This is a genomic window from Streptomyces sp. CBMA291 (assembly GCF_014596525.1).
Taxonomy (GTDB): Bacteria; Actinomycetota; Actinomycetes; order Streptomycetales; family Streptomycetaceae; genus Streptomyces.
In genome coordinates this window covers 1-25,208 of the sequence record NZ_MSJP01000064.1, presented here as the reverse complement: position 1 = coordinate 25,208, position 25,208 = coordinate 1, and the positions used below count along the sequence as shown (strand labels likewise).

Here is a 25,208-nt window from a genome sequence, read left to right as displayed (position 1 = left end):
CCGCCGGTGCCGCCGGAGGCGGTCGCGCAGGAGCTGGCCGCGGCCTTCGGGCCCGGCGTCCTCCGCTTCGACCAGCGTGCGGTGTCCCGGCAGGGCGTGCCGGACCTGGTGGCGCGGACGCTGGTGTGGGCGGGGCTGCCCGCCGACTTCGGGCCGTTCTTCTGGGCGCAGCCCGCGATGCCGGTGGTGCCGACGCTGGCGGAGCTGGCGGCGCAGCGGCAGGTCCCGGCGGCGCCGGACGCGAGCGCGTATCTGGTGCTCGGCTCGGACTTCGGGCGGGCGCTGTGCGTCCAGTACGGGACCGCGCACATCGTGGCGGTGCCGGTGGAGGCGGGGCCCGGCGGGCAGTCGGTGCCGCCGCAGTTCGTCAACACGGGACTGCCCGAGTTCACCCGTTCGATGGCACTGCTCGGGCGAATGTGGCGGCTGCGGTTCGGTCTGAACCCGGAGCAGGCGGGCCGCTGGACGGTCGACTTCCAGGCGCAGTTGGCGACGCTGGACCCGGCGGCGCTGTCCTCGCCGGAGAACTGGTGGGCGGTGCTCCTTGAGCAGATGTGGGATGGCCTCTTGTAGGAATAAGTGGTTTCTCACCCGCCAGTGGGACAGAATGTGATGAAAGGCGCTCGACGTGTATGCACGTTGGGCGTCTTTTGTCCGTTCTTATCAAGCATCCTGGACGTTCGGGTCACAGGGAAGGGGCGCCAAGGATGAGTTTCGCTGTCGGACGGGGACGTGGGTACCGGCCCGAGCAGGTCGACCGGTACTTCGCCGCGCTCTCCGAGGAGCGCGACGGCGCCTGGGAGCGGGCCGCGCGGCTGACCGTCCTCGCGAAGGAGATGGCGGCCGAGGCCGTACGGCTGCGCGAGGCCGTGGAGGCGCTTCCGCCGCAGCGGTACGAGACGCTGGGCGATCGCGCGGGGAAGATCCTGGAGCTGGCCGAGCAGGAGGACGAACGGCTCGTCCGGTCGGCCGAGGCGGAGGCGCAGGAGCTCGCGGAGGCGGCGGAGAAGGCGGGCGCCGAGGCGGCGGAGGCGGCGCGGAAGCACGCGGAGGGCGTCCGCAAGGCCGCCGAGGCGGCGGCCCGCACGACGCTGGGCAAGGCGCGGGGACGGGCCGAGGAGCTGACGGCGGAGGCGCGCCGCGAGGCGGAAGAGCGCAGGGCCGGGGCGCGGGAGGTCTTCGAGGAGACCGAACGGCGCGCGGCGAAGCTCCTCGCGGACCAGAAGGCCGAGCAGGCGTCGAAGCGGGACGAGACCGAGCGCGCGGAACAGGCCAGGCGGGCCGCGCTGGAGGCCCGCCACCAGGAGCTGTTCACGGCGGCGGAAGGGCGTCTGGAAGGGGCCCGCAAGTTCCTGGCGAAGACCGAGGAGAAGGCCCGTCACGGCCAGGAGGACGCGGAGGCGAAGGCCTCCGAGCTGCTCGCGGAGGCCCGGGTGAAGGTCGAACGGATCGAACGGGAGACGGACCGGATCCTGCGGGAACACGAGGAGGCGCGGGAGGAGATCCACGCGCACATGGAACACATCCGCAACTCCCTGGCGGCTCTGACGGGCCGGGTGGCACCGGGGGAGGAGCCGGAGAAGGGGTAGGCGGCGGGGCGGTGCCGGTGCCGGGCCTCGGACCCGGGGCCCGGCACCGGCGGCCGGCCGCCGGATGGATCCCGCGCCGTCGCAGGACGCGCCGCCGTTCGGCGACAGGTCCACCCGACCTCGCCCAGCCGCCTCGGCGGTCACGCCTGCCGCCGCCCCCGAGTCACTCCACCCGGCGTCAGGACCACGCCCGGGGCACGTGACGGCCGTGAGGCCTCTGGCGGTCGTGAGGCCTGTTTACTGGGCCCACCACTGCATGTACGGGTTGCCCGTGCCGAAGGGGCTTGTGTAGAGCTGGCCCTTTTGATTCGAGTCCAGCGCCCTGCCGTTGTAGGCGCTCTGAATGATGAGCGCCCCATTGGAAGCGCTGTAGGTCCACTTCTGGATAATGTGATCCGCGCAGGGGTAGGTCTTGACACCATCGCCGCTGTTGGCTTCGAGGCACCTGAGGGTCTGTACGTTCCTCAGCTGGAACGTATCTCCCGAAACGTTCCAGTAGATCCACTGCTGGTACGCGTTGTTCTTATCAGGGTCGCAGTTTTTCGTGTAGGCGTTTCCCTGGGCGTCGGAGTCCAGACAGAGCCCCGTCTGCCTGTTCTTGTACTGGTATCCCACCGCCCTGGTTCCGGCTTCGGCGGCGCTCGCGCTGCCGGGCAGGCTGGCCAGCAGCATGGTGCTCGCCCCCAGGACTGCCGCCAGTCCCGACGCGACGGTTCGCTTTTTCATGGGGAAACCTTTCGTGAATTCACCGAGAAATTGTTTCCGTGCTGATTCCGCCACGAACCGCCCGCCTTGGAGATCGGGACGGTCGACCTGACGCCGACCGCGAGGACGGGTGCGAGGCGGGCCGAAGTGCCGGGGGAGAGCGTCACGAGCCGGGCCGGACCCCGGGGATGTGCCGGGCAGGCGCTGGGCCTGCCTACCACTGCCACCACTGCATGTACGGGTTGCCCGTGCCGAAGGGGCTCGTGTAGAGCTGGCCCTTTTGATTCGAGTCCAGGGCCCTGCCGTTGGCGACGCTCTTGAGGATCAGCCGCTCGCCGTCGAGGTGGTCCCAGGTCCACTGGTGGGACGTCGGCGGATAATTCGAGCACTGCTCGGTGCTGACGGAATCGCCGCCGTCGACCCGGAGGCACCTGAGGGTCGCCTCGTTCCTCAGCACGTAGCCGTCGTACTTCCAGACCAGGCTCCACCTCTGGTACGGATTGTCGGACCCACAGCTTTTCGTGTAGGCATTGCCCTTGGCGTCGGAGTCCAGGCAGAGCCCCGTCTGCACGTTCTTGTACTGCGATCCCGCCAACGTGGCTCCGACTTCGGCGGCGCCCGCGTTGCCGGGCGTGGCGACCAGCAGCATGGCGCTCGCTCCCAGGGCTGCCGCCAGCCCTGACAGAACAGTTCGCTTGCTCATGGGGAAACCTTTCGTGAATTCACTGAAGAATTGTTTCCGTGCCGATTTGCTGCATTCTGGAGGGAGACGCCCAGACCTCGGGCGTTCGACTTTTAGAGTATGAATGTCGGGGGCTAACGTCATACTGCTGTTTGGCTAATGATTCGCTGTTCGGCCGTAAAGCGCTTTATGCTGCCCACTTCCTCGTTTCGCCCCGGCCGAGCCCCGGGCCCTCGGGGCGACGGCCATCCGATCGTCGGCGCGGGGGCGGCGCGGGGGTGGCCGGGGGCAGGCACCCTCAGGCGATCCGGCACTCGGCCCAGACGGTCTTCCCCGGCGCCCCGGACCTCGGGTACCAGCCCCAGCGTTCGGAGACGTCTCCGACGAGCAGCAGTCCCCGGCCACCGTCCATCAGCTCGGGATCGCTCGGCTTCACGAGGGGTACGCGTTCGGTCCGGGTGTCGCTGACCTCGACCCGGACGACCGGGCGGGGACCGGCCGAGAGCCGGAGCAGCAGATGGAAGTCCCGCCCCGGCACATGCCCGTGCCGCACCGCGTTCGTCGCCAGTTCGGAGACCACCAGGACGACCGCCTCGTGCGCACCGCTCCCGTAGGGAACGCCCCACTCGTCGAGTCGCACGCCGACGAGCCGCCGGGCGAGCCGGGCGCCCCGGGGTGTGGAGGAGAACCGCATGTCGAAGGAGCGACCGTCGAAGCGCCCTGCGGAGGCGGCGAGTTGGGCGGGTCGGGCGGAGCGGCCGAGTTTGCTCGTCATGCCCACCAGGCTCCTCGTGGTGGCGTAGCGTGACCAGTGGTGACGCACTGACGTGATGACCTTGTACGCACCCTGCCGGTGCGGGTACGAGAGGCAGGCGCCGCGATGGCGGAAGAGCAGGCGGGCGCGGTAACGGAAGCCGAGTTGACGGCGGACAAGTCCAGCCAGGGTGTGGTGGTGGCGTTCGGCCAGAGCATGAAGGTGCTGCGGACGCGAGCGGGCATGGAACGAAAGGAACTGGGCAGGCGCCTGGGCTACTCGGCGTCCAGCATCGCCTCGTTCGAGCAGGGCAGGAGAATCCCGCCGCCGAGCGCGATCGACCGCGCGGACGACGAACTGAACGCGGGCGGGCTGCTGTCGATCTGGAAGGAAGAACTGGAGAAGGCGCAGTACCCGCTGTTCTTTCAGGGGATGGCGGAGCTGGAGAAGCTGGCGGCGGAGCTGCTTGCGTACGACACCCTGGTGGTCAACGGCCTGCTCCAGACAGAGGAGTACATGCGGGCGCTGGGGAACAACCACCGTCCACCGGTCGACGCGGACACCATCGAACAACGGGTGACCGCCCGACTGGTCCGACAGAACATCTTCGACCGGCGCCCCGCACCCCTCCTCAGCTTCGTCATGTGCGAGTCGGTGCTGCTCAGGAAGATCGGGGGCGGGGAGGTACTGCGCGGGCAGCTGGAGCACCTCCTTGCCATGGGCCGGAGGGGAAACGTGGAGCTTCAGATCATGTCGCTGGACTGCGCGGAAAACGCGGGCGTGGCCGGGCCGTTCACTGTTGTCACCCGAGAGGACGGAAAGAGGTTCGTCTACACCGAAGTTCAGGAGCGCAGTGCTCTGGAAACCGAGCCCAAGCGTGCCGTTCTCGCTTCGGCTCGCTATGGGATTATTCGGTCGCAGGCTCTCTCTCCGCGAGAGTCACTGGAGTTCATCGAAAAGTTGCTAGGAGAGCTATGACCAGCACCGAACCCCTCGTGTGGTTCAAGAGCAGCTACAGCGCCGGTGACGGCGGCCAGTGCGTCGAGATCGCGGCAGCCGCGACGTCGGTGCACGTCCGCGACTCCAAGGACGTGACCCGCCCGGCCCTTCGCGTCTCGCGCGACGCGTGGGCAGGCTTCGTCGGACTGGCCTCCGGCGCATAGGTACAGGCGCTATCTGTACGCGCGAGCCCTGCTTGTCCGCCGCTGGACAGGCAGGGCATTCGCGTCCCTCGCTGGAAGATGGGAGAACTCCATGAACACCACGGAACCTCTCGCCTGGTTCAAGAGCAGCTACAGCGGTGCCGAAGGCGGCGACTGCGTCGAGATCGCCGCAGCCGGGACGTCGGTGCACGTCCGCGACTCCAAGGACGTGGTCCGCCCGGCCCTTCGCGTCTCGCGTGACGCGTGGGCGGGGTTCGTCGGACTGGCCTCCGGCGCATAGGTACAGGCGCTATCTGTACGCGCGAGCCCTGCTTGTCCGCCGCTGGACGGGCGGGGTTCGCCGTATCCCCCGTACCAGGAGGCGAGAGCCACTCGCGGCCCTACCCCTCCCCCTCCTCCAGCACCGGAAACCGTCGTGGCGCCAGTGTCAGGAGGGCGAGCAGGGCCAGGCCCGCCGCGCAGGCGGCGCCCAGGTAGACCCAGTCCACCGCCGCGTCCACCGCGTGGCGCAGGAGGTCCGTCGTCGCCGGAGGGAGGGCTCCCGGGGTGTCCAGGGCGCGGGCCAGGGTGTCCAGGTCGCCCGTGTCTCCCAGGCGGGCGGACAGGACGCCGTTCGCCACCGCGCCGAAGAGCGCCGCGCCGACGCTCTGGCCCACCTGGCGGCAGAACAGGACCGACGCGGTCGTCGTGCCCCGCTCCCCGTAGGGGACGGTCGACTGGACCCCTATGATCAGCGGCAACTGGAACAGGCCGAGGGCCGCGCCCAGAAGCAGCATCAGCAGCGCCGGCTGCCACGGTTCCCCCGGGAACGGCAGCAGTGGGAACGCCAGCAGCAGGAGCAGCGCCAGCGAGATGCCGAGCACCGCCGTGAGGCGGAAGCCGATCCTGCCGTACACCCGGTTCGAGAACGCCGCGCTGATCGGCCAGCTCAGCGTCATCACCGACAGGACGAACCCGGCCGCGATCGGCCCCAGACCCAGGACCGACTGCGCGTACGTCGGCAGGAACACCGTCGGCGCCACCATGAGCAGCCCCAGCGCCCCCAGCGCCAGGTTCACGGCGGCTATCGTGCGTCTGCGCCAGACCCAGCCCGGGATGATCGGCTCGGCCGCGCGCCGCTCCACCGCCACCGTCACCGCGCCCGACACCGCCGCCCCGGCGAAGAGCCCCAGCGACGGCGCCGACAGCCACGGCCAGGCCACCCCGCCCTGGACGAGCGCCGTCAGCAGCAGCGCCCCCGTGACGAAGATGGCCAGCGCGCCGGGCCAGTCCACGCGCACCCGCGCGCGTACGCGTGACGGAGCCTCGCCCTGCGCCACGGCCTCGAAGTCCGCGGCGACCCGCGCGCGTACGCGTGGCGGAGCCGTGTCCCGGTCGTCCGTGTCCCGGTCCGGGTCCACGGAAGCGCCCGGTTCCACCAGGTGCCGCACGATCAGCCACAGCGCCAGCGCCCCGATCGGCAGGTTGACCAGGAAGATCCAGCGCCAGTCCGCGTAGCCCGCCAGGAGGCCGCCCGCCGCCGGGCCCGCTATCGAGGACGCGGCCCAGACCGAGGAGAGTCTCGCCTGGATCCTGGGGCGTTCCTTGAGCGGGTACAGGTCGGCGGCGATCGTCTGGACCGTGCCCTGGAGGGCGCCGCCGCCGAGCCCCTGGACGATGCGGAAGGCGATCAGGGACGCCATGTTCCAGGCCATCGCGCACAGCAGCGAGCCGAGGAGGAAGAGGATCACGCCGGTGACGAGGACCGGTTTGCGGCCGAAGGTGTCGCTGAGTTTCCCGTACACCGGCAGCGTCACCGTCACGGCGAGCAGATAGCCGGAGAACAGCCAGGAGAAGACGGAGAGTCCACCGAGGTCCCCGACGATCTGGGGGACCGCGGTGGACACGATCGTGCCGTCCACGGCCGCGAGTCCCATCCCCAGCATGAGCGCGAGGACGACGGGCCGGCCGGGCGCGGGGCCGGTCGCCGGGCCCGCGGCCACGGGCTTCCGTGCGTACGGTTCCGTCACCGCGCCTTCCTTTCTTCGTACACCTAAATGAGCGGGGACAGGGTCCCACCGGGACCTGGGGTGGAGGAACCCCTAGGGGGCGCTCCCCCATACGGGCCAGGGATCGCTCGTACCGGCGGATGAGGAGAACGGGCTTACGGGCTTCTTAACTTGAGTCTGTAGATCCCACCCACTGCTCCGAGGAGAAAACCGTGACCACGGCTGTGACCATCCCCAGGCACGGGGGTACTGGAGGACAGACGGCCGTCGCCGCGCGGGCCCGACAGGTCGTCAAGGCGTACGGCTCGGGGGAGACCCGGGTCCTCGCGCTCGACCACGTCGACGTGGACATCGCCCGCGGACAGTTCACCGCGATCATGGGCCCCTCGGGGTCCGGCAAGTCGACCCTGATGCACTGCCTCGCCGGGCTCGACACCGTCACCAGCGGCCAGATCCACATCGACGAGACCGAGATCACCGGGCTCAAGGACAAGAAGCTCACCCAGCTCCGCCGGGACCGGATCGGCTTCATCTTCCAGGCGTTCAACCTGCTGCCGACCCTGAACGCGATCGAGAACATCACCCTGCCGATGGACATAGCGGGCCGCAAGCCGGACGCCGACTGGCTCCGCCGGGTCGTCGACACCGTCGGGCTCTCCGAGCGCCTCAAGCACCGCCCCAACCAGCTCTCCGGCGGCCAGCAGCAGCGCGTCGCGGTGGCCCGCGCGCTCGCCGCCCGGCCCGAGATCATCTTCGGCGACGAGCCCACCGGAAACCTCGACTCGCGCGCGGGCGCCGAAGTCCTCGGCTTCCTCCGCTCCTCCGTCGACGAACTGGGCCAGACGATCGTCATGGTCACCCACGACCCGGTGGCCGCCTCCTACGCGGACCGCGTCCTCTACCTCGCCGACGGACGGATCGTCGACGTGATGGACCGGCCCACCGCCGACGCCGTCCTCGACCGCATGAAGGACTTCGACGCGCGCGGGCGGACCTCATGAGCGTCCTGAAGACCTCCCTGCGCAACTTCCTCGCGCACAAGGGACGGATGGCGCTCTCCGCCGTCGCCGTCCTGCTCTCCGTCGCCTTCGTCTGCGGCACCCTCGTGTTCACCGACACCATGAACACGACCTTCGACAAGCTCTTCGCGGTGACCGCCTCCGACGTCACCGTCAGCCCCAAGGGCACCGAGGCCACCGGCGGAACCCCGGGGTCCGGCCGTCCCGAGACGCTGCCCGCCGCGCTCGTCGAGCGGATCGAGAAGACCGAGGGCACCCGGAACGTCCGGGGCTCCGTCTCCTCGACCGGCGTCACCGTCGTCGACAGCCGGAACAAGAACGTCGGCCCCACCAGCGGCGCCCCGACCATCGCGGTCAACTGGACGCCCAACGAGCTGCGTTCGGTCGAGATCGCCTCCGGCCACGAGCCGCGCGGCCCCACCGAGGTCGTCGTCGACGGCGCCACCGCCGACAAGCAGGGCCTGAAGCTCGGCGACACCCTGCGCACGATCTCCGGCGTGGGCGACTTCACCGCGAAGATCGTCGGCACCGTCGACTTCAAGACCACCAACCCGGGCGCCACCCTCGTCTACTTCGACACCGCCACCGCGCAGCGCGAACTCCTCGGCAAGGAAGGTCTGTTCACGAACATCACCGTCGACGCCGAGCCCGGCCTCGACGACGAGGCCCTGAAGCGGAACGTCGCCGCCTCGCTCGGCGACGGCTACAAGCTCCAGACCGCCGCCGAAGCCGCCGACGAGGGCCGCGCGGAACTCGCCTCCTTCCTCGACGTCATGAAGTACGCCATGCTCGGCTTCGCCGGCATCGCCTTCCTCGTCGGCATCTTCCTCATCGTCAACACCTTCTCCATGCTGGTCGCCCAGCGGACCCGCGAGATCGGCCTCATGCGGGCCATCGGCGCCGGACGCAAGCAGATCAACCGGTCCGTCCTCGTCGAAGCGCTGCTCCTCGGCGTCGTCGGCTCCCTCGCGGGCGCGGCGGCCGGTGTCGGCCTCGCCGTCGGACTCATGAAGATCATGTCCTCGGCGGGCATGGAACTCTCCACCCGCGACCTCACCGTCAAGTGGACCACCCCCGCCCTCGGCCTCCTCCTCGGCGTCCTCGTCACCGTCGTCGCCGCCTACGTCCCGGCCCGCCGCGCCGGGAAGGTCTCCCCGATGGCCGCCCTCCGTGACGCGGGCACCCCCGCCGACGGCAAGGCCGGACGGATCCGGGGCCTCGTCGGCCTCGTCCTCACCGCCGCCGGAGCGGCCGGCCTCGTCGCCGCCTCCCGCGCGGACGAAGCGGGCCCCGGCTCGGCCTGGCTCGGCCTGGGCGTCGTCCTCTCCCTGCTCGGCTTCGTCATCGTCGGCCCCCTCCTCGCGGGGATCGTCGTCCGCGCCCTCGGCGTCGTCGTCCTGCGGGTCTTCGGCCCCGTCGGCCGCCTCGCCGAACGCAACGCGCTGCGCAACCCGCGCCGCACCGGCGCCACCGGCGCCGCCCTCATGATCGGCCTCGCGCTCGTCGCCTGCCTCTCGGTCGTCGGCTCCTCGATGGTCGCCTCGGCCACCGAGGAACTCGACCGCTCCGTCGGCGCCGACTACCTCGTGCAGTCCGCCACCGGACAGCCGATCGTGCCGCAGGCCGAGGCCACCCTGAAGAAGACCCCGGGCCTGGACCACCTCACCTCGTACAAGCAGGTCGAGGCCACCATCACCGACACCCGGGGCCGCACCGCCCCCGCCGACCTGACCGCCACCGACCCCACGTACCCGAAGGACCTGCGCCGCGAGCTGAAGGCCGGGAAGATCGAGGACGTCTACGGCAAGGGCTCGATGTCCGTCGGCCACCACTACGCCGACGAGCACGGCGTCCGGCTCGGCGACGTCCTGACCCTCGCCCTCAAGGGCGGCGACACGGTGAAGCTCAAGGTCGTCGCGATCACCGCCGACACCGGCAACGTCGACAAGGGCTCGATGTACACGAGCATCGCCACCGTCGCCGAGCACCTGCCCGCCGACCGCATGCCGCAGAGCATGCTCCTGCTCGCCAGCGCCGAGGACGGCCAGGAAGCCAAGGTCTACGAGGACCTCAAGGACGCCCTCGCGCCCTACCCGCAGTACAAGGTCAGCAACCAGGCCGACTTCAAGAAGGACCTCAAGGACCAGGTCGGCCAGCTCCTCAACATCGTGTACGGGCTCCTCGCCCTCGCGATCGTCGTCGCCGTCCTCGGCGTCGTGAACACCCTGGCCCTCTCCGTCGTCGAGCGGACCCGCGAGATCGGCCTCATGCGGGCCATCGGCCTCTCCCGCCGCCAGCTGCGCCGCATGATCCGCCTGGAGTCGGTGGTCATCGCCCTCTTCGGCGCCCTCCTCGGCCTCGGCCTGGGCATGGGCTGGGGGACCGCCGCGCAGAAGCTCCTCGCCCTCGACGGGCTCGGCGTCCTGGACATCCCCTGGCCGACGATCCTGACGGTCTTCGTCGGCTCCGCCTTCGTCGGCCTCTTCGCCGCCCTCGTCCCGGCCTTCCGGGCGGGCCGCATGAACGTCCTGAACGCGATCGCGAGCGACTAGCCGCCAGGACACCGGCCGGTACGGCCCCGGAAGGACCCTGCCAGGTCCACCGGGGCCGTACCCGTTCCCCTGTACCCGCCCCCGGGGCCGTACAGTCACCCGCTTCCCCGCACTCCGGTGTCCGGAAGCCGACGGGCCCGGCGCCCGCCACGGGCCCGTCGCGGGGGCGGCTGTCCGTACCGCGTCGTAGGCTGGGCGCACCGGGCCGGACGCGCCCGGGACCACCCCGGCCCGTGCGACGTGTCGGGCTGTCGGCGTTGCCCGCCCCCCGTCACCTCTCGGGATGGAAAGCTTCATGAGTCTGCACGGCCTGCTCGACGTCGTCGTCAAGGACACGGCCCTCGCGGAGGCGGTGAAGGCCGCCGCCGACGGGAACCGCCCGCACGTGGACCTGGTGGGACCGGCCGCTGCCCGGCCCTTCGCCATCGCCGCGCTCGCCCGCGACTCGGGGCGGCCGGTGCTCGCGGTGACCGCGACCGGCCGGGAGGCCGAGGACCTCGCCGCCGCCCTGCGCTCGCTCCTCGACCCCGACACGGTCGCCGAGTACCCCTCCTGGGAGACCCTCCCGCACGAGCGGCTCTCGCCCCGCTCCGACACCGTGGGACGGCGCCTCGCGGTGCTCCGCCGCCTCGCCCACCCCCGGACCGACGACCCGGCGGCCGGCCCGGTCAGCGTGGTCGTCGCCCCCATCAGGTCCGTACTCCAGCCGCAGGTCAAGGGTCTGGGCGACCTGGAGCCCGTCTTCCTCAGGACCGGGCGGACGGCGGATCTCAACGAGGTCGTCGAAGGGCTCTCCGCCGCCGCCTACGCGCGCGTGGAGCTGGTCGAGAAGCGCGGCGAGTTCGCCGTGCGCGGCGGCATCCTGGACGTCTTCCCGCCGACCGAGGAGCACCCGCTCCGGATCGAGTTCTGGGGCGACGACGTCGAGGAGATCCGCTACTTCAAGGTGGCCGACCAGCGGTCCCTGGAAGTCGCCGAACACGGCCTGTGGGCGCCGCCCTGCCGTGAACTGCTGCTGACCGACTCCGTACGGGAGAAGGCGGCGGCCCTCGCCGAGGACCACCCCGAGCTGGGCGAACTCCTCGGGAAGATCGCCGAGGGCATCGCCGTCGAAGGCATGGAATCCCTCGCGCCGGTCCTCGTCGACGACATGGAACTCCTCCTCGACGTGCTCCCGAAGGGCGCGATGGCGGTGGTCTGCGACCCCGAGCGGGTCAGGACCAGGGCCGCCGACCTCGTCGCCACCAGCCAGGAGTTCCTCCAGGCGTCCTGGGCGGCGACGGCGGGCGGCGGCGAGGCCCCGATCGACGTCGGCGCGGCCTCCCTGTGGGGGATCGCGGACGTCCGGGACCGGGCCCGCGAGCTGGACATCGCCTGGTGGTCGGTCTCGCCGTTCGCGGCGGACGAGACCGTCACCGGGGACACCCTGACCCTCGGGATGCACGCCCCCGAGTCGTACCGGGGCGACACCGCGCGCGCCCTCGCCGACACCAAGGGCTGGCTCTCCGACGGCTGGCGCACGGTCTACGTGACGGAGGCCCACGGCCCCGCCTCCCGTACGGTCGAGGTCCTCGGCGGCGAGGGCATCGCCGCCCGGCTCGACGCCGACCTGACGGAGATCTCCCCGGCCCTCGTCCATGTGGCCTGCGGCTCCATCGACCACGGTTTCGTCGACCCGGCGCTCAAGCTGGCCGTCCTCACCGAGACCGACCTGTCCGGCCAGAAGGCGGCGGGCAAGGACGGGCAGCGGATGCCCGCCAAGCGCCGCAAGACCATCGACCCGCTGACCCTGGAACCCGGCGACTACATCGTGCACGAGCAGCACGGCGTGGGCCGGTACGTGGAGATGGTCCAGCGGACCGTGCAGGGCGCCACCCGCGAGTACCTCCTCGTCGAGTACGCCCCCGCCAAGCGCGGCCAGCCAGGCGACCGGCTCTACATCCCCACCGACCAGCTGGAGCAGGTCACCAAGTACGTCGGCGGCGAGGCGCCCACCCTGCACCGGCTCGGCGGCGCCGACTGGACCAAGACCAAGCAGCGCGCGAAGAAGGCCGTCAAGGAGATCGCGGCCGACCTGATCAAGCTGTACTCGGCGCGGATGGCGGCCCCCGGCCACGCCTTCGCCCCCGACACCCCCTGGCAGCGCGAGCTGGAGGACGCCTTCCCGTACGCGGAGACGCCCGACCAGCTGTCCACCATCGCCGAGGTGAAGGAGGACATGGAGAAGACCGTCCCCATGGACCGGCTGATCTGCGGCGACGTCGGCTACGGCAAGACGGAGATCGCGGTCAGGGCGGCCTTCAAGGCGGTCCAGGACGGCAAGCAGGTCGCCGTCCTCGTCCCCACCACCCTCCTCGTGCAGCAGCACTTCGGCACGTTCAGCGAGCGGTACTCGCAGTTCCCCGTGAAGGTCCGGGCGCTCTCCCGCTTCCAGACCGACACCGAGTCGAAGGCGACCCTCGAAGGGCTGCGGGAGGGCTCCGTGGACGTCGTCATCGGCACCCACCGCCTCTTCGCCTCCGAGACCAAGTTCAAGGATCTGGGCCTGGTCGTCGTCGACGAGGAGCAGCGCTTCGGCGTCGAGCACAAGGAGCAGCTGAAGAAGCTCCGCGCCAACGTCGACGTCCTCACCATGTCGGCCACCCCCATCCCCCGTACGCTCGAAATGGCGGTCACCGGCATCCGCGAGATGTCCACGATCACCACCCCGCCGGAGGAGCGGCACCCCGTCCTCACCTTCGTCGGCCCGTACGAGGAGAAGCAGATCGGCGCCGCCATCCGGCGCGAACTGCTCCGCGAGGGCCAGGTCTTCTACATCCACAACCGGGTCGACTCCATCGACCGGGCGGCTGCGCGGCTGCGCGAGATCGTCCCCGAGGCGCGGATCGCCACCGCCCACGGGCAGATGTCGGAGTCGGCGCTCGAACAGGTCGTCGTCGACTTCTGGGAGAAGAAGTTCGACGTGCTGGTGTCGACGACGATCGTCGAGTCCGGCATCGACATCTCCAACGCCAACACCCTCATCGTCGAACGCGGCGACAACTTCGGTCTGTCGCAGCTGCACCAGCTGCGCGGACGCGTCGGACGTGGCCGTGAGCGGGGTTACGCGTACTTCCTCTACCCGCCGGAGAAGCCGCTCACGGAGACCGCCCACGAACGGCTCGCGACGATCGCCCAGCACACCGAGATGGGCGCGGGCATGTACGTGGCCATGAAGGACCTGGAGATCCGGGGCGCGGGCAACCTCCTCGGCGGCGAGCAGTCCGGCCACATCGCGGGCGTCGGCTTCGACCTGTACGTCCGGATGGTCGGCGAGGCGGTCGCGGACTACCGGGCGCAGATGGAGGGCGGCGCGGAGGAGGAAGCGCCGCTGGAGGTGAAGATCGAGCTGCCGGTCGACGCCCATGTGCCGCACGACTACGCGCCGGGGGAGCGGCTGCGGCTCCAGGCGTACCGCGCGATCGCCTCCGCGAACTCGGAGGAGGACATCAGGGCCGTACGCGAGGAGCTGACCGACCGCTACGGCAAGCTGCCCGAGCCGGTCGAGAACCTGCTCCTGGTGGCGGGTCTGCGGATGCTCGCCCGCGCCTGCGGGGTCGGCGAGATCGTCCTCCAGGGCTCCAGCATCCGCTTCGCCCCCGTGGAACTGCGCGAGTCGCAGGAGCTGCGCCTGAAGCGGCTCCACCCGCGCGTGGTCATCAAGCCGGCCGTCCACCAGATCCTGGTGCCCCGCCCGACCACCGGAAAGATCGGCGGAAAGCCGGTGGTGGGCCGTGAACTCCTCTCGTGGACCGGGGAATTCCTGACGACGATTTTGGGGTCCTGACACCGGCGGGGTGTGACGGTACTGGTGTGACGGGGGAGGGGTGACCGGGGCGCCCCGGTCGGGCTTTACGGGCCCGGCCGGGGCGTTTCGGCGTTCCTGAGGGTTTCGTGTGGGGGTACGGGCCTTGGGGCCTGTCCGTTTCGGGACCAAAGGTATGTAAGTAATATGATCATGGGGCCTAGGATTCCGGGGTGCTGACGTATCGACAGACCCTGGCCGCCCCGGCGCTCGCTCTCGCCGCGCTCCTGATGACCGCCTGTTCGCCCGACTCCCCGACTTCTTCCTCTTCCTCCTCCCCGTCTCCTTCCGCGTCTTCGTCGTCCTCGTCCAAGGGGTCCTCCGGAAAGGGAGGCGGGAAGCCCGCAGCGGGCACCGCGCTCGCCGCCCTGGACACGCTCGCGGTCAAGGGCCCGACCCTCAAGGCCGAGTACGAGCGCGGCAAGTTCGGCAGTGCCTGGGTGGACGTCGACGGCAACGGCTGCGGCACCCGCGACGACATCCTCAAGCGCGACCTGGTCGGGGTGAAGTTCACCGACGGCCACTGCAAGGTCGCCTCCGGCACCCTCAAGTACGACCCGTACACCGGCACCTCCATCTCCTACGTCCGGGGGCGCAGCAAGGTCGACATCGACCATGTCGTCGCGCTCTCCGACGCCTGGCAGAAGGGTGCGGCGAAGTGGAGCACCAAGACCCGGCGCGAGTTCGCCAACGACCCGCTCAACCTGCTCGCCGTCGACTCCTCCACCAACCGCCGCAAGTCCGACGGCGACACCGCCGCCTGGCTGCCGCCGAACGAGTCCTACCGCTGCACCTATGTGGCCCGGCAGGTCGCGGTGAAGAAGAAGTACGGCGTGTGGGTGACGAAGAACGAGCGGGACGCGATGAAGCGGGTCCTCCAGACCTGTCCGCAGCAGAAGCTTCCGTAACGGACCGTCATCACTACTTCTCTGAAAAAACGTTTGTCCTGCGGGAAGTCTCTGCCTAGCCTGCCCGCATGGAACTGAACGTGACGACCCTTGCCGAGCGGCCCGAGCTGGAGGGGCCGATGTGGGGCATGCGCGACCTCTGGCCCGAGTTCATGATGTACGACCCGGTGGGCTGGGCGAACATCGGCCGGATCGTGCGTGAGCTGCCGGAGTACGTCCTCGTCGCCACCGACGACGAGGACAGGGTCGTCGCGCGCGGCTTCAGCGTCCCCTTCCGGCTGGACGTGGACGGCCGCCGCGCGCTTCCGGACCGGGGCTGGGACGAGGTGCTGCTCTGGGCGTTCTCGGATCTGAAGCACGGCCGCGAGGCCGACACCGTCAGCGCCATCGAGATCACCGTCGACACCGCCTTCCTCGGCCGGGGCGTCTCGCACCGGATGCTGGCGGAGATGCGGGGGAACGCGGTCCGGCGCGGCTTCGCCGAACTGGTCGCCCCCGTGCGCCCCAACGGCAAGCACCTGGAGGCCGCCGCCTCGATCCACGAGTACGCCTTCCGTACCCGCGAGGCCGACGGTCTGCCGCACGATCCCTGGCTCCGCGTCCATGTGCGCGCGGGTGGCGTGATCGAGGCGGTCGCCCCCGCGTCGATGACGGTCGCGGGCTCCGTGGAGCAGTGGCGGTCCTGGACGGGCCTGCCCTTCGACACCGACGGACCGGTCGAGGTCGAGGGCGCGCTCGTCCCCGTCCACTGCGAGGCCGCGCGCGGCTACGCGGTCTACGTCGAACCGAACGTATGGGTCCGGCACCGGCTGACGTGACCCGGGAGGGACGGGGCTGACGCTGGCTCCGCGTGTGACCGGCTCCGCGTGTGACCGGTCCCGCGTGTGACTGGCTCCGGTGTACGACCGGTCCCGCGTCCGACCAGCTCCGTGTGTGACCGGCCCCGGTGTGCCGGAGCCGGGTCGGGCGGGCCCCCGGGGCGTCCGGCCCGGACGGGTCCTTCCGCGTACGACGAAGGGGTGGGGCCGCTCCCCTGCGGCGGCCCCACCCCTCTCGCCTTTCCCCCCTGGTCCCGCGAGGTCAGCCCAGGTCGGCGATGTCCTTCGCCGCGGGCGCCTTCGCGGTCACGGGCTCGCCGTACCGGGAGAAGGCGATCGTCCCCGGCTCGTCGCCACCCGTCGTGACCACCTTCAGAAGGTAAGGGGTGCCCTCCGCGGCCACGTAGACCGTGTTCGTCTCGTCGTCGGACTTCTCGGTGAGCTTGATCGCCATCTTCCCGTCGACGGTGGTCTCTTCACCCTTCTCGATCCCGGTGGCGCCCTTCTCGAATTCCGCGAGAAGGCCCTTCAGGTCGCAGAACTCCGTCATGTCCTTGGTCTCGGGGTCCGACATCGGCGACTTCGTCCAGCGGCCCTTGAGCTGCTCCAGGACCGCGTCCCGCGTCTCCTGGTCCTCGTCCTTCAGCTGTTCCCGCAGCATCGTCTCGTCAAGGCGCAGGTACACGTCCTTGTCGTCGGCCTTGAGCACCTCTGCCGTGCCCGTGGCGCCGATGCTCAGCGTGCCCGTGCACTTCTTCGCCGTGTCGAGGGAGAAGAAGGCCTTCAGACGCTCGCCCTCGGAGGTCGTGTCCACCGCGATGCTCAGGGACTTCGCCGTCTTCGTCGTCCCTATCGCCTTGTCGAGGATCTGCGAGCCGGTCAGCTCCCCGAAGGGGCCCTTCGCCTTCGCGTCGTCGTCTTCCGAGGTCCCGCAGGCGCCGGCGCCGAGTGCCAGGGCGCCGCACAGCAGGGCGGCGACGGCGGTACGGCGGACGGCAGGGCTTCCGGGGCGGTTCTGCGCGCGCATGGTGCTGGTCTCTCTGTGAAGGAAGGTACGGGGTCGGGATACCGGGTCAGCCGAGCTTCAGTTCCCACTGCGAGGCGTCGTGCTCCCAGCCCGGGTCGACCTCGACGGTCAGGTTCCCGGCGCCCTTCGGGGCGTCGAAGACGAAGTGCACGGTGGCCTTCTTGCCGGGCAGGACGGCGCCCTGGAAGCCGAATCCGCTCTCGCCGTCGAAGACCTGGTCCGCCGGGACGCCGTCCTTCCCGGCCCGCGCGCTCACCTGGGCGAGAGCGGTGTCGTACTTCTTCTTGCCGCCGTTCTCGATCATCACGGTCACCCGGTACGCCTTGTTGCCCTTGGTGTGACCGGCCGCGTACTCGTCCGGCGTGTACGGCTTCGGGTCCGAGACCGTGACCTTGAGGTCGTCGTCGTAGACCGAGGTGTCGCCGTCCTCCAGGCCCTCGCCCTTCGCGGCGGGCCCGGACGCGGAGGGGGCCGGGTCCTTCGAGGCGGACGCCGTGGCCGACGGCTTCGCCGCGGACGAGTCCTTGGCCGCCTTGACCGCGTCGTTCACCACGTCGTCGACGGCGGTGACGATGACGACCAGGCCGACCACCGAGAGGATCAGGGCCACGAGGCCCAGGATCGCGCCGGTCAGGGTCACTCCCTTGTTGTCGGCCTCGCCGCGCTTCACCCGGCCCCTGCCGACCAGGCCGAGGATCAGGGCGATCACGCCCAGGATGCCCGCGAGCCAGAAGAACAGCGGGATCAGTCCGGCGAGCGTGCCGATGACTCCGAGGATCAGGGCCGCGGTCCCGAGCCCGTTGCGCATCGCCGCGTGCGGGCCGCTGGGCGGTGCCTGGGTGTCGTACGACATGGGTGTGTCCTCCCGGACAGAGACGAGGTCTGACGCGATGGGTCAATGACAGCATGACGTGTGAACCGAGTCAACACGGTTCACGCGAAAGTGGTCTACTCACACTGTGAAGTGGTTTCCCGTGAGTTCGTCGGTAAGATCGGAGTCACACGAGGGCATGCCCGCAGACGAGTCAGGGAGATGGGCCAGGTGTCGGAGAGCGCAGCAGAGCCGGGTGCGGCAGAGGTGACCGCCGCCGGGATCGCCCGGCTCGCCGGGGTCGGCCGGGCCGCCGTCAGCAACTGGCGGCGCCGCCACCCCGACTTCCCCAAGCCTGTGGGCGGTACGGAGACCAGTCCGTCCTTCGACCTCGCCGAGGTCGAGCGCTGGCTCCGCGACCAGGGCAAACTGGCCGAGGTCCCGCTCCGCGAGCGGGTCTGGCAGCAGATCGCGGGCCATCCGGCCGGCGCGGTCACCGCCCTGACGCACGCGGGCTGCGCCCTCCTCCTCGTACGGGAACGGTCGGCGGCCTGGCCCTCGCTCGCCGAGCTGCCGGACGCGCGGCTCGTGGAGGTGCTGCCGGTCGCCCTCGAAGAGACGCTCACCGAGCGTCTCGGCCCCGGGCGGGCCGTCCTCACCCCCACGGCGTCCGCGCTCAGGCCCTCCCTGCCTCTGCTGCGGGGAAGCGCCGAACTCGCGGCGGAGACCGGCGTCCGCGAGGCCTTCGAGTTCCTGCTCGGCCGCCACCTCGACGCCAACCCGCGCCAGTACACGCTGACCCCGCCCGGCCCCGCCGCCCTGATGGCGGCCCTCGCGGGCGCCGGAGCCCCCCCGCCCGAAAACACCCCGGTCGCGGAGGGCCCCGCGATCGCCGGGAACACCTCGGACCCGGACTCCGGGAGCCCCGCCGAAGCCGGTCCGGCGGAAACGCCCACGCCACTCCAGTCCCCCCAGTCCCCCCTGCCTCCCCTCACCGTCCTCGACCCCGCCTGCGGTACCGGGAGTCTGCTCCGTGCCGTCGGGCGGCCCGGGGCCGTCTGCGGGCAGGACGCCGATCCGGACCTCGCCGCGCTGACCGCCCTGCGCCTCGCGCTCTCCACCGACGCCGACATCCGCGTCCGTACCGGGGACAGCCTGCGCGCCGACGGCTTCCCCGCCCTGGCCGCCGACGCCGTTCTCTGCCACCCGCCGTTCAACGAGCGCAACTGGGGCCACGACGAACTGGCCTACGACCCGCGCTGGGAGTACGGCTTCCCGGCCCGCACCGAGTCCGAGCTGGCCTGGGTCCAGCACTCCCTGGCCCGGCTCCGCCCCGGCGGCACCGCCGTGCTCCTGATGCCGCCCGCCGCCGCCTCCCGCCGCTCCGGCCGCCGCATCCGGGCCGATCTGCTCCGCCGGGGCGCCCTGCGGGCCGTCGTCGCCCTGCCGGCCGGCGCCGCGCCCCCGTACGGCGTCCCGCTCCATCTGTGGGTGCTGCGCAGGCCCGTCCAGGGCGAGCGGCCCCCCGCCGAACTCCTCCTCGTCGACACCGCGTCCGAGCACACCGGCCAGGGAAGAGAAGGGCAGGGCAGGGACGGGCAGGGCCGCGACCGGCTCGACTGGCCCGCCGTCGGCTCCGCCGTCCTGGCGGCCTGGGCGCCGTTCGACCGGGACGGGACCGTCCCGGGGGAGCCCGGCACGAGCCGTTCCGTCCCCGTGATCGAGCTGCTCGACGACGATGTGGACCTGGCCCCCGCCCGGCATCTGCCGCCCCCCGCCGCCGAGGGCGCCGCCCAGCTGGCCGGGGTCCGCGAGCGGCTGACGGAGACCCTGCGTCTGACCCGGGAACTGACCCCGCCGCCCGTCACCGGGCCCCCCGGCCCCGCCGCCGCTCGCCCCGCCACCACCGTCGGCGAACTCGCCCGCGCGGGCGCCCTGACCCTCCGCGCGGGCGGCGCGGGCACCGCCACCGCCGCCTCCGTCGCCGTCCTCACCGAACACGACGTGCTCGCCGGGCAGGCACCGACGGGCGTCCTGCCCGACGGACCGCCCGAGGAGCCCGTGCTGCTCGCCGAGGGGGATGTCGTCGTCCCCGTCCTCGGCGGCGGCGCGGCGGTCCGGGTGGTCGACGCCTCGACGGCGGGCGCGGCCCTCGGGCGCAACCTCCAACTGCTGCGCCCCGACCCCTCGGCGCTCGACCCCTGGTTCCTCGCGGGCTTCCTCCGCGCCACCGCCAACAACCGGCAGGCCAGCAGTTACGCCTCCACGGCGACCCGGCTCGACGTCCGCCGTCTCCAGCTGCCCCGCCTCTCACCGGCCGGGCAGCGCCGCTTCGGCGAGCGGTTCCGGGCGCTCGCCGCGTTCGAGGAGTCCCTGCGCCGGACCTCCCGCCTCGGCGACCAGCTCGTCCAGGGCCTCTACGACGGCCTCGCGGAGGGCACGGTGGAGCCCTGACCGGTACGCCGGGGGAGCCTGCGCGGAGCCCGCCCCGGCTGCCGGAGGCTGAGCGGCGCCCGGCCGACGGGTGACGGCGCCCGCCTCAGGCCGGCGGCCCGGCGGCCCCAGGCTGACGGCCCCGGCTGACAACCCCGGGGCTGGCGGCCCCAACCCGGGCCCGGCCTGCCCCAACCCGGCCCGGCCCCGGCCCGCCCCAACCCGGGCCCGGCCCGCCCCAATCCGGCCCGCCCCCGGCCCGCCCCAATCCGGATCCGGCCCGTCCCAACCCGGGCCCAACCCAGCTCAACCAGCCCCAACCCGACCCCTCCGCTCAGCTCCTCCGCCCGAACCCTCCGCCCGGTCCGTTCCCGCCGGTTCGGAGCATCCCCGAACCGATCTCCGCGTCGGTGTATACGCTCGTCTCCGCACCCGATCCGTCCGAGCAGGAGCAGCAGGAGATGTACGGCCCTCCCCAGGCCCCGCAAGGTCCGCCGCCGGTACCGCCACCGCCGGTGCCGTTGCCACCGGGGAGCCCGCAGCGGCGGCCCGCAGCCGGCGGGCTCGTCGCGTTGCGGGTGCTGTTCTGCGCGCTCGCCCTGCTGAGCTGCGGCTTCCTCGGCTGGGTGCCGCTGCTGCGGCTCGCGATCGTCACCCGCAAGGCGCTCGACTGGGTGCTGTTCGTCCTTGCCCTGCTCGGCTCGGCTGCCCTCTTCACGTACATCGGGGTGTTCGCCGAGGAGGAGGGCAGCGACCTGGAGGCCTTCCTCGGGCTCGGCGCGATCCTGATCCTCGCGGCGGGACCGGTCACGTACTACCTGGTGGCCGAGATCCGGCACTTCGAACGGTTCAAGAGCCCGCCACCCCCGTACCTCCCGCCGCTCGGGTACGCGTACGCCACCGCCGTCACCACGCCCAGCGGAGCCGCGCCCCGGAACCCGTACACGGCCGAACCGCCCGCCGTGCCCGCCCCGCCGCCGCCCCGGATCGAGCAGGTCCGTGCCGAACTCGACGAACTGAGCGACCTCCTGCGCCGCCGCGACGACGACGGACGGGCGTGAACGGGCGGGTCGTCGGCGGGCGCTACGAGCTCGCCACCCTCATCGGGCAGGGCGGCATGGGGCAGGTCTGGACGGCGTACGACGGACGCCTCGACCGGCGGGTCGCGGTGAAGCTGCTCCGGCCCGCCGCCCTGACCGGCCCGGCCACCGCCGCCGACGAACTGCGCCGCCGCTTCGTACGGGAGTGCCGGGTGACCGCGCGGGTCGACCACCCCGGTCTGGTCACCGTCTTCGACGCGGGTAGCGAGGGCGACGACCTGTACCTCGTGATGCGGTACGTGGAGGGCGCCGACCTCGCGGACCACCTCGCGGAGAACGACCCCTACCCGTGGGAGTGGGCCGTCTGCGTCGCCGCGCAGCTGTGCGGGGTGCTCGCCGCCGTGCACGCGGTGCCGATCGTGCACCGCGACCTCAAGCCGCGGAACGTGATGGTCCGCCCCGACGGCTCGCTCGTCGTCCTCGACCTCGGCATCGCCTCCGTCCTCGACGCCGACACCACCCGCCTCACCCACACCGGCTCCCCCATCGGCAGCCCCGCCTACATGGCGCCCGAGCAGGCCATGGGCGGCACCGTCGGCCCCTCCACCGACCTGTACGCGCTCGGCGTGCTCCTCCATGAACTCCTCAGCGGGACCGTGCCGTTCGCCGGGTCCACCGCGCTCGGCGTCCTCCACCGGCATCTGCACGAGCCGCCCGCCCCGCTCCGGAGCCTGCGCCCCGAGGTCCCCGAGGCCCTGGAGACCCTGGTCCTGCGGCTGCTGGCCAAGGACCCGGGGGACCGCCCTGCCGGTGCGCACGAGGTCTACCAGCGGCTGCTGCCGCTGCTCCCCGCGCGCGGTGGCCCGGTCGGCCCGATGGACCCGACCCGGCCGGTCCGCAGCCCGTTCGCCCCCTGGCCGGACCGCCCGGCACCGGCATCAGCACCGGCACCAGCACCAGCATCGGCGCCCGCGCTCCCCTCGCCCGTCCCTCCGCCGCCCCCTCCGCCGCCCCCGCGCCCGCCGGTCGACCCGCGTACGGATCCGCACGTCGATGGGTACGCCGATGGGCACGCCGTCCCCCGTACCGGCCCGTCTCTGGTCCCCCGTACCGACCCGAGGGCGTACGCGTCACCGTCCGCCGGGAGCGACGTGGCCTCCGGAGTCGACGTCGCCGCCGCCGTCGACGAGGTGAAGCGGCTGCTCGGCGAGGGTTCGGTCACCCAGGCGGTGGACGTCCTCGGGGGCATCCTGCCCGTCGCGGCGGCCGAGCACGGCGAGCGGTCGCCGGTCGTCCACATCCTGCGCAAGCAGTACGCGTCGACGCTGATGGACGACGGGCAGTACCGGCGCGCCCTGCCGGAGCTGCGCCGGCTCGTGGCCGAGCGGGAGGCGGTGGCGGGCCCGGCGGACCCGCAGGCGGTCCGGTTCCGCTACGACGCGGCGCTCTGCCTGGAGCAGTCGGGGGAGACGGCCGAGGCGCTCGCGGAGTTCCGCGCGGTCCTGCCGCACATCGAGCGGGAGCGGGATCTCGCCCGCGCCTTCGACGTACGGCAGCGGATCGGGCTGCTCCTGGTGGCGGCGGGGGCGTACGCGGCGGGGCGGGACGGGCTCCAGCGGCTGCTGTTCGACGTGGAGCGCGCTTACGGCCCTTATCACCCGCTTGCGGTGGAGCTGCGGGGGGTGCTCGAACGCCAGCGGCGGCTGGAAACGCGTTCTTGACGGGGTGTCCGTGTTACGACTCGGCATCTGATCATCTAGTGGATCTTGCTGATCCTTTTTGTCGTTTTTATTGCATGTAGCGTTCGCGTCTGATCATGTCCGCGTCCCCAAGGAAACTCTCATGACGACGCCTCCCGCGCCTTTCTCCTCCGAGCAGCCCCCCGCGCCCGAGCAGCCCGCGGCCCCCGCGAAGAAGGGCGGTGCCCTCCTGAAGAAGGTCGGCGGAGTCGTCGTCGCGATCGTCGTGGCCGTCGGCGTGAAGCTCGGTCTGCCGCACCTGACGGGCGACGCCCCGGTCCACGCCAAGGCGGGCGAGTGCGTCACCGTGAGCGGCTCCGAGAACGACCCGAAGGTCGACACCACGGACTGCGCCTCCGGCAAGGCCGACCTGTTCAAGGTCATCAAGGTCATCGACAACACGTTCGACGTGAACAAGTGCGGCGAGGACGCCTCCGCGCTCGCGCAGCAGCTGGGCTCCGACAAGTTCGTCCTCTGCCTCGAAGAGGTCCCCGCGAAGTAGGCGGGAGCGGGCCGTACGCGGCGGAAGAGGGCCGGGACCACGGGGTTCCGGCCCTCTTCGCGTTCCCGCGCCGTTCCCGTTCCCGCGCCGTTCCCGCCCCGCCCTCGCCCTGGTCCCCCTCCGGTCCCACCCTGGTCCCACTCCGCTCCCTCCTCGGTCCCACTCCGGTCCCTCCTCGGTCCCACTCCGGTCCCGCCCCGGTCCCCCTCCGGTCTCACGTGGGGCGGACCGTGCGGCGAACCGGACTCCGGCCGTGCATCCTTGCGTTCAGCAGGATGGACGAGGCCGGGGGGCGCGATGTGGTCAGTGGTGTCGTCGGGAGGACTTCCCGACCGGGAGCGGTTCGACTGGTTCGCGGACCTGATCTCCCGGGAGGTCATGCCGACCGCGCTGACCAGCGAGCGGCCCGCCGAGTTCGGCGCCGATCTCGCCCTGCTCGACCTCGGCGGGCTCCAGGTCTCCAAGGTCGCCTACTCCCCGCTGCGTTCCCGGCGGACGCCCGCGCTCATCCGGCGCGGCGACCCCGAGCAGTACCAGCTCGGCCTGGTGACGGGGGGCTCCATGCTCCTCGACCAGAACGGCGCCGGCTGCGAGGCGGAGGCCGGTGACCTCGTCTTCTGGGACACCTCCCGGCCCTCCGACGCCCGGTACGTCTCCGACGGCGACGGTGGTACGGGGCAGCTCGTCATCCTCCAACTCCCGCGCGACGCGCTGCCCTTGCCCGCCGACCGGCTGGACGGGCTGCTCGCCCACCGGGTGCCGGGGCGGAGCGGTACGGGCGCCGTCCTCGCCGACTTCCTGCGCTCGCTCGTCACCCACGGCGGCGCCTGCACCCCCGAGGAGCTGGCCCGGCTCGGCGCCGCCGCCGTCGACCTCGCCGCCGCCTGTCTGGCCCGCAGCGCGGACGCCGAGGACCTGCTGCCCGCCGAGGCGCGCTCCCGTGAACTGCTGCGCCGCGTCCGGCTCTTCATCGAGTACAACCTCGGCGACCCGAAGCTGACCCCCGCCGTCGTGGCCGCCCGCCACAACCTCTCGGTCCGCAGCCTCCACCAGCTCTTCAAGGGCGGGGGCGAGACCGTGCAGGCCCGCATCCGGCGCCGCCGCCTCGAACGCTGCCGCGACGACCTCGCGGACCCCGCCCTGCTCGCCCACCCCGTCCAGGCCATTGCCGCCCGCCGGGGCTTCAGCGGCCCCGCCGTCTTCAGCCGCGCCTTCCGCGAGGCGTACGGGATCAGCCCCACCGAGTACCGCGCACTGACCGCGAGGGCGGGCGGCGCGCAGGCCCCCTAGGCCGTCTCAGGTCACCCGGCACCGCTGAGGGGCCCGGCCCTCCGCCGTCTCTCCGTCCACACCCCCGCCCCGAGCAGCAGCGCCCCCGCCGCCCCCGCCGCAAGGCCCGCGCGCAGCCCCGGGGTGCGGAAGGTGCAGCTCAGGGTGGTGGTGCCCGGGGCGAGGCGGACCGCGAGGAAGCCGCCGTACGACTCCGCCCGCGTGCCCTCGCAGTGCCAGCCCGCGATCCTCGGGGCCGCCACCACGGCCGTGCCCGTCGTGCCGGGCGGCAGCGTGGCCGTGACACCGGCCGACGTGACGCCGACCGTGGTCGCCGCCCGGCGGCGGAGCGCCGCCAGGGCCGC

Annotated in this window: 21 protein-coding genes and 1 pseudogene; 15 read left to right on the top strand and 7 right to left on the bottom strand. The window is 71.9% G+C overall.

The genetic code is table 11. The features are described from left to right. Together BU197_RS16660 and BU197_RS16655 are read left to right on the top strand one after the other, a co-directional pair. Nucleotides 1-573: SUKH-4 family immunity protein (locus BU197_RS16660; RefSeq protein WP_188269092.1), on the top strand; the 573-nt coding region annotated here is incomplete at its 5' end. Between the two features lie 134 nt (nt 574-707). After that, on the top strand, nt 708-1,589 hold the full coding sequence (locus tag BU197_RS16655) for a cellulose-binding protein (RefSeq protein ID WP_188269091.1): 882 nt from the start codon (nt 708-710) through the stop codon (nt 1,587-1,589). 237 nt (nt 1,590-1,826) lie between these two features. On the opposite strand, the gene BU197_RS16650 is transcribed toward BU197_RS16655, so the two are convergent. From BU197_RS16650 to BU197_RS16640, 3 genes are all read right to left on the bottom strand, one after another. Continuing rightward, a complete protein-coding gene (locus BU197_RS16650) occupies nt 1,827-2,315 on the bottom strand; it encodes an RICIN domain-containing protein (protein ID WP_188269090.1) in 489 nt (162 codons plus the stop codon). Between the two features lie 193 nt (nt 2,316-2,508). Continuing rightward, entirely contained in the window at nt 2,509-2,997 is a 489-nt protein-coding gene (locus BU197_RS16645) for an RICIN domain-containing protein (RefSeq protein ID WP_188269089.1), read from the bottom strand. 277 nt (nt 2,998-3,274) lie between these two features. Further along, the gene (locus tag BU197_RS16640; RefSeq protein WP_188269088.1) at nt 3,275-3,751 is read right to left on the bottom strand and encodes an ATP-binding protein; all 477 of its coding nucleotides are present in this window, start codon (nt 3,749-3,751) and stop codon (nt 3,275-3,277) included. A gap of 105 nt (nt 3,752-3,856) precedes the next feature. Here BU197_RS16640 and BU197_RS16635 point away from each other — a divergent pair, with 105 nt between their 5' ends. The 3 genes from BU197_RS16635 (at nt 3,857) to BU197_RS16625 (ending at nt 5,173) form a co-directional block, all read left to right on the top strand. Beyond that, entirely contained in the window at nt 3,857-4,708 is an 852-nt protein-coding gene (locus BU197_RS16635; protein ID WP_188269087.1) for a helix-turn-helix domain-containing protein, read from the top strand. After that, a complete protein-coding gene (locus tag BU197_RS16630) occupies nt 4,705-4,893 on the top strand; it encodes a DUF397 domain-containing protein (RefSeq protein WP_188269086.1) in 189 nt (62 codons plus the stop codon). Before BU197_RS16635 ends, BU197_RS16630 begins: the two co-directional genes overlap by 4 nt. 91 nt (nt 4,894-4,984) lie before the next feature. Next, on the top strand, nt 4,985-5,173 hold the full coding sequence (locus BU197_RS16625; RefSeq protein ID WP_188269085.1) for a DUF397 domain-containing protein: 189 nt from the start codon (nt 4,985-4,987) through the stop codon (nt 5,171-5,173). A 100-nt stretch (nt 5,174-5,273) separates the two neighbouring features. Here BU197_RS16625 and BU197_RS16620 read toward each other — a convergent pair whose 3' ends face one another. Further along, the gene (locus BU197_RS16620) at nt 5,274-6,818 is read right to left on the bottom strand and encodes an MFS transporter (protein ID WP_188269094.1); all 1,545 of its coding nucleotides are present in this window, start codon (nt 6,816-6,818) and stop codon (nt 5,274-5,276) included. A gap of 275 nt (nt 6,819-7,093) precedes the next feature. On the opposite strand from BU197_RS16620, the gene BU197_RS16615 reads away from it, so the two are divergent. The 5 genes from BU197_RS16615 (at nt 7,094) to BU197_RS16595 (ending at nt 16,022) form a co-directional block, all read left to right on the top strand. After that, nucleotides 7,094-7,882, top strand: a complete 789-nt coding sequence (locus BU197_RS16615; RefSeq protein WP_188269084.1) for an ABC transporter ATP-binding protein — start codon at nt 7,094-7,096, stop codon at nt 7,880-7,882. Further along, nucleotides 7,879-10,452, top strand: coding sequence for an ABC transporter permease (locus BU197_RS16610; RefSeq protein ID WP_188269083.1), 2,574 nt, complete (start codon nt 7,879-7,881; stop codon nt 10,450-10,452). Before BU197_RS16615 ends, BU197_RS16610 begins: the two co-directional genes overlap by 4 nt. A gap of 295 nt (nt 10,453-10,747) precedes the next feature. Next, a complete protein-coding gene (gene mfd, locus BU197_RS16605; RefSeq protein ID WP_188269082.1) occupies nt 10,748-14,278 on the top strand; it encodes a transcription-repair coupling factor in 3,531 nt (1,176 codons plus the stop codon). 191 nt (nt 14,279-14,469) lie between these two features. Then, nucleotides 14,470-15,204: an HNH endonuclease family protein gene (locus BU197_RS16600; RefSeq protein WP_317452270.1), complete on the top strand. Its 735-nt coding sequence runs from the start codon at nt 14,470-14,472 to the stop codon at nt 15,202-15,204. 68 nt (nt 15,205-15,272) lie between these two features. Continuing rightward, a complete protein-coding gene (locus BU197_RS16595; RefSeq protein WP_188269081.1) occupies nt 15,273-16,022 on the top strand; it encodes an N-acetyltransferase in 750 nt (249 codons plus the stop codon). A 262-nt stretch (nt 16,023-16,284) separates the two neighbouring features. On the opposite strand, the gene BU197_RS16590 is transcribed toward BU197_RS16595, so the two are convergent. Then, on the bottom strand, nt 16,285-17,049 hold the full coding sequence (locus BU197_RS16590; protein ID WP_188269080.1) for a hypothetical protein: 765 nt from the start codon (nt 17,047-17,049) through the stop codon (nt 16,285-16,287). Nucleotides 17,050-17,095: 46 nt separating this feature from the next. Beyond that, the gene (locus tag BU197_RS16585) at nt 17,096-17,902 is read right to left on the bottom strand and encodes a DUF4190 domain-containing protein (RefSeq protein WP_188269079.1); all 807 of its coding nucleotides are present in this window, start codon (nt 17,900-17,902) and stop codon (nt 17,096-17,098) included. A gap of 180 nt (nt 17,903-18,082) precedes the next feature. Here BU197_RS16585 and BU197_RS16580 point away from each other — a divergent pair, with 180 nt between their 5' ends. The 5 genes from BU197_RS16580 (at nt 18,083) to BU197_RS16560 (ending at nt 24,864) form a co-directional block, all read left to right on the top strand. Then, nucleotides 18,083-20,314, top strand: a complete 2,232-nt coding sequence (locus BU197_RS16580; RefSeq protein WP_188269078.1) for an N-6 DNA methylase — start codon at nt 18,083-18,085, stop codon at nt 20,312-20,314. Between the two features lie 494 nt (nt 20,315-20,808). Next, on the top strand, nt 20,809-21,354 hold the full coding sequence (locus BU197_RS16575; RefSeq protein ID WP_188269077.1) for a hypothetical protein: 546 nt from the start codon (nt 20,809-20,811) through the stop codon (nt 21,352-21,354). Then, nucleotides 21,351-23,054, top strand: coding sequence for a serine/threonine-protein kinase (locus tag BU197_RS16570; RefSeq protein ID WP_188269076.1), 1,704 nt, complete (start codon nt 21,351-21,353; stop codon nt 23,052-23,054). Before BU197_RS16575 ends, BU197_RS16570 begins: the two co-directional genes overlap by 4 nt. 121 nt (nt 23,055-23,175) lie before the next feature. Then, nucleotides 23,176-23,574: a hypothetical protein gene (locus tag BU197_RS16565; RefSeq protein ID WP_188269075.1), complete on the top strand. Its 399-nt coding sequence runs from the start codon at nt 23,176-23,178 to the stop codon at nt 23,572-23,574. A gap of 297 nt (nt 23,575-23,871) precedes the next feature. Beyond that, on the top strand, nt 23,872-24,864 hold the full coding sequence (locus BU197_RS16560; protein ID WP_188269074.1) for a helix-turn-helix domain-containing protein: 993 nt from the start codon (nt 23,872-23,874) through the stop codon (nt 24,862-24,864). An 11-nt stretch (nt 24,865-24,875) separates the two neighbouring features. Here BU197_RS16560 and BU197_RS16555 read toward each other — a convergent pair. Then, nucleotides 24,876-25,208: pseudogene (locus BU197_RS16555) on the bottom strand (hypothetical protein); the annotation flags it as partial.

Bases quoted from the DNA above. Each gene is read 5' to 3' on its own strand.
- BU197_RS16655 (WP_188269091.1), top strand. From the start codon at position 708: ATGAGTTTCGCTGTCGGACGGGGACGTGGGTACCGGCCCGAGCAGGTC.
- BU197_RS16650 (WP_188269090.1), bottom strand. From the start codon at position 2,315: ATGAAAAAGCGAACCGTCGCGTCGGGACTGGCGGCAGTCCTGGGGGCG.
- BU197_RS16645 (WP_188269089.1), bottom strand. From the start codon at position 2,997: ATGAGCAAGCGAACTGTTCTGTCAGGGCTGGCGGCAGCCCTGGGAGCG.
- BU197_RS16640 (WP_188269088.1), bottom strand. From the start codon at position 3,751: ATGACGAGCAAACTCGGCCGCTCCGCCCGACCCGCCCAACTCGCCGCC.
- BU197_RS16635 (WP_188269087.1), top strand. From the start codon at position 3,857: ATGGCGGAAGAGCAGGCGGGCGCGGTAACGGAAGCCGAGTTGACGGCG.
- BU197_RS16630 (WP_188269086.1), top strand. From the start codon at position 4,705: ATGACCAGCACCGAACCCCTCGTGTGGTTCAAGAGCAGCTACAGCGCC.
- BU197_RS16625 (WP_188269085.1), top strand. From the start codon at position 4,985: ATGAACACCACGGAACCTCTCGCCTGGTTCAAGAGCAGCTACAGCGGT.
- BU197_RS16620 (WP_188269094.1), bottom strand. From the start codon at position 6,818: ATGCTGGGGATGGGACTCGCGGCCGTGGACGGCACGATCGTGTCCACC.
- BU197_RS16610 (WP_188269083.1), top strand. From the start codon at position 7,879: ATGAGCGTCCTGAAGACCTCCCTGCGCAACTTCCTCGCGCACAAGGGA.
- mfd (WP_188269082.1), top strand. From the start codon at position 10,748: ATGAGTCTGCACGGCCTGCTCGACGTCGTCGTCAAGGACACGGCCCTC.
- BU197_RS16595 (WP_188269081.1), top strand. From the start codon at position 15,273: ATGGAACTGAACGTGACGACCCTTGCCGAGCGGCCCGAGCTGGAGGGG.
- BU197_RS16590 (WP_188269080.1), bottom strand. From the start codon at position 17,049: ATGCGCGCGCAGAACCGCCCCGGAAGCCCTGCCGTCCGCCGTACCGCC.
- BU197_RS16585 (WP_188269079.1), bottom strand. From the start codon at position 17,902: ATGTCGTACGACACCCAGGCACCGCCCAGCGGCCCGCACGCGGCGATG.
- BU197_RS16580 (WP_188269078.1), top strand. From the start codon at position 18,083: ATGGGCCAGGTGTCGGAGAGCGCAGCAGAGCCGGGTGCGGCAGAGGTG.
- BU197_RS16565 (WP_188269075.1), top strand. From the start codon at position 23,176: ATGACGACGCCTCCCGCGCCTTTCTCCTCCGAGCAGCCCCCCGCGCCC.
- BU197_RS16560 (WP_188269074.1), top strand. From the start codon at position 23,872: ATGTGGTCAGTGGTGTCGTCGGGAGGACTTCCCGACCGGGAGCGGTTC.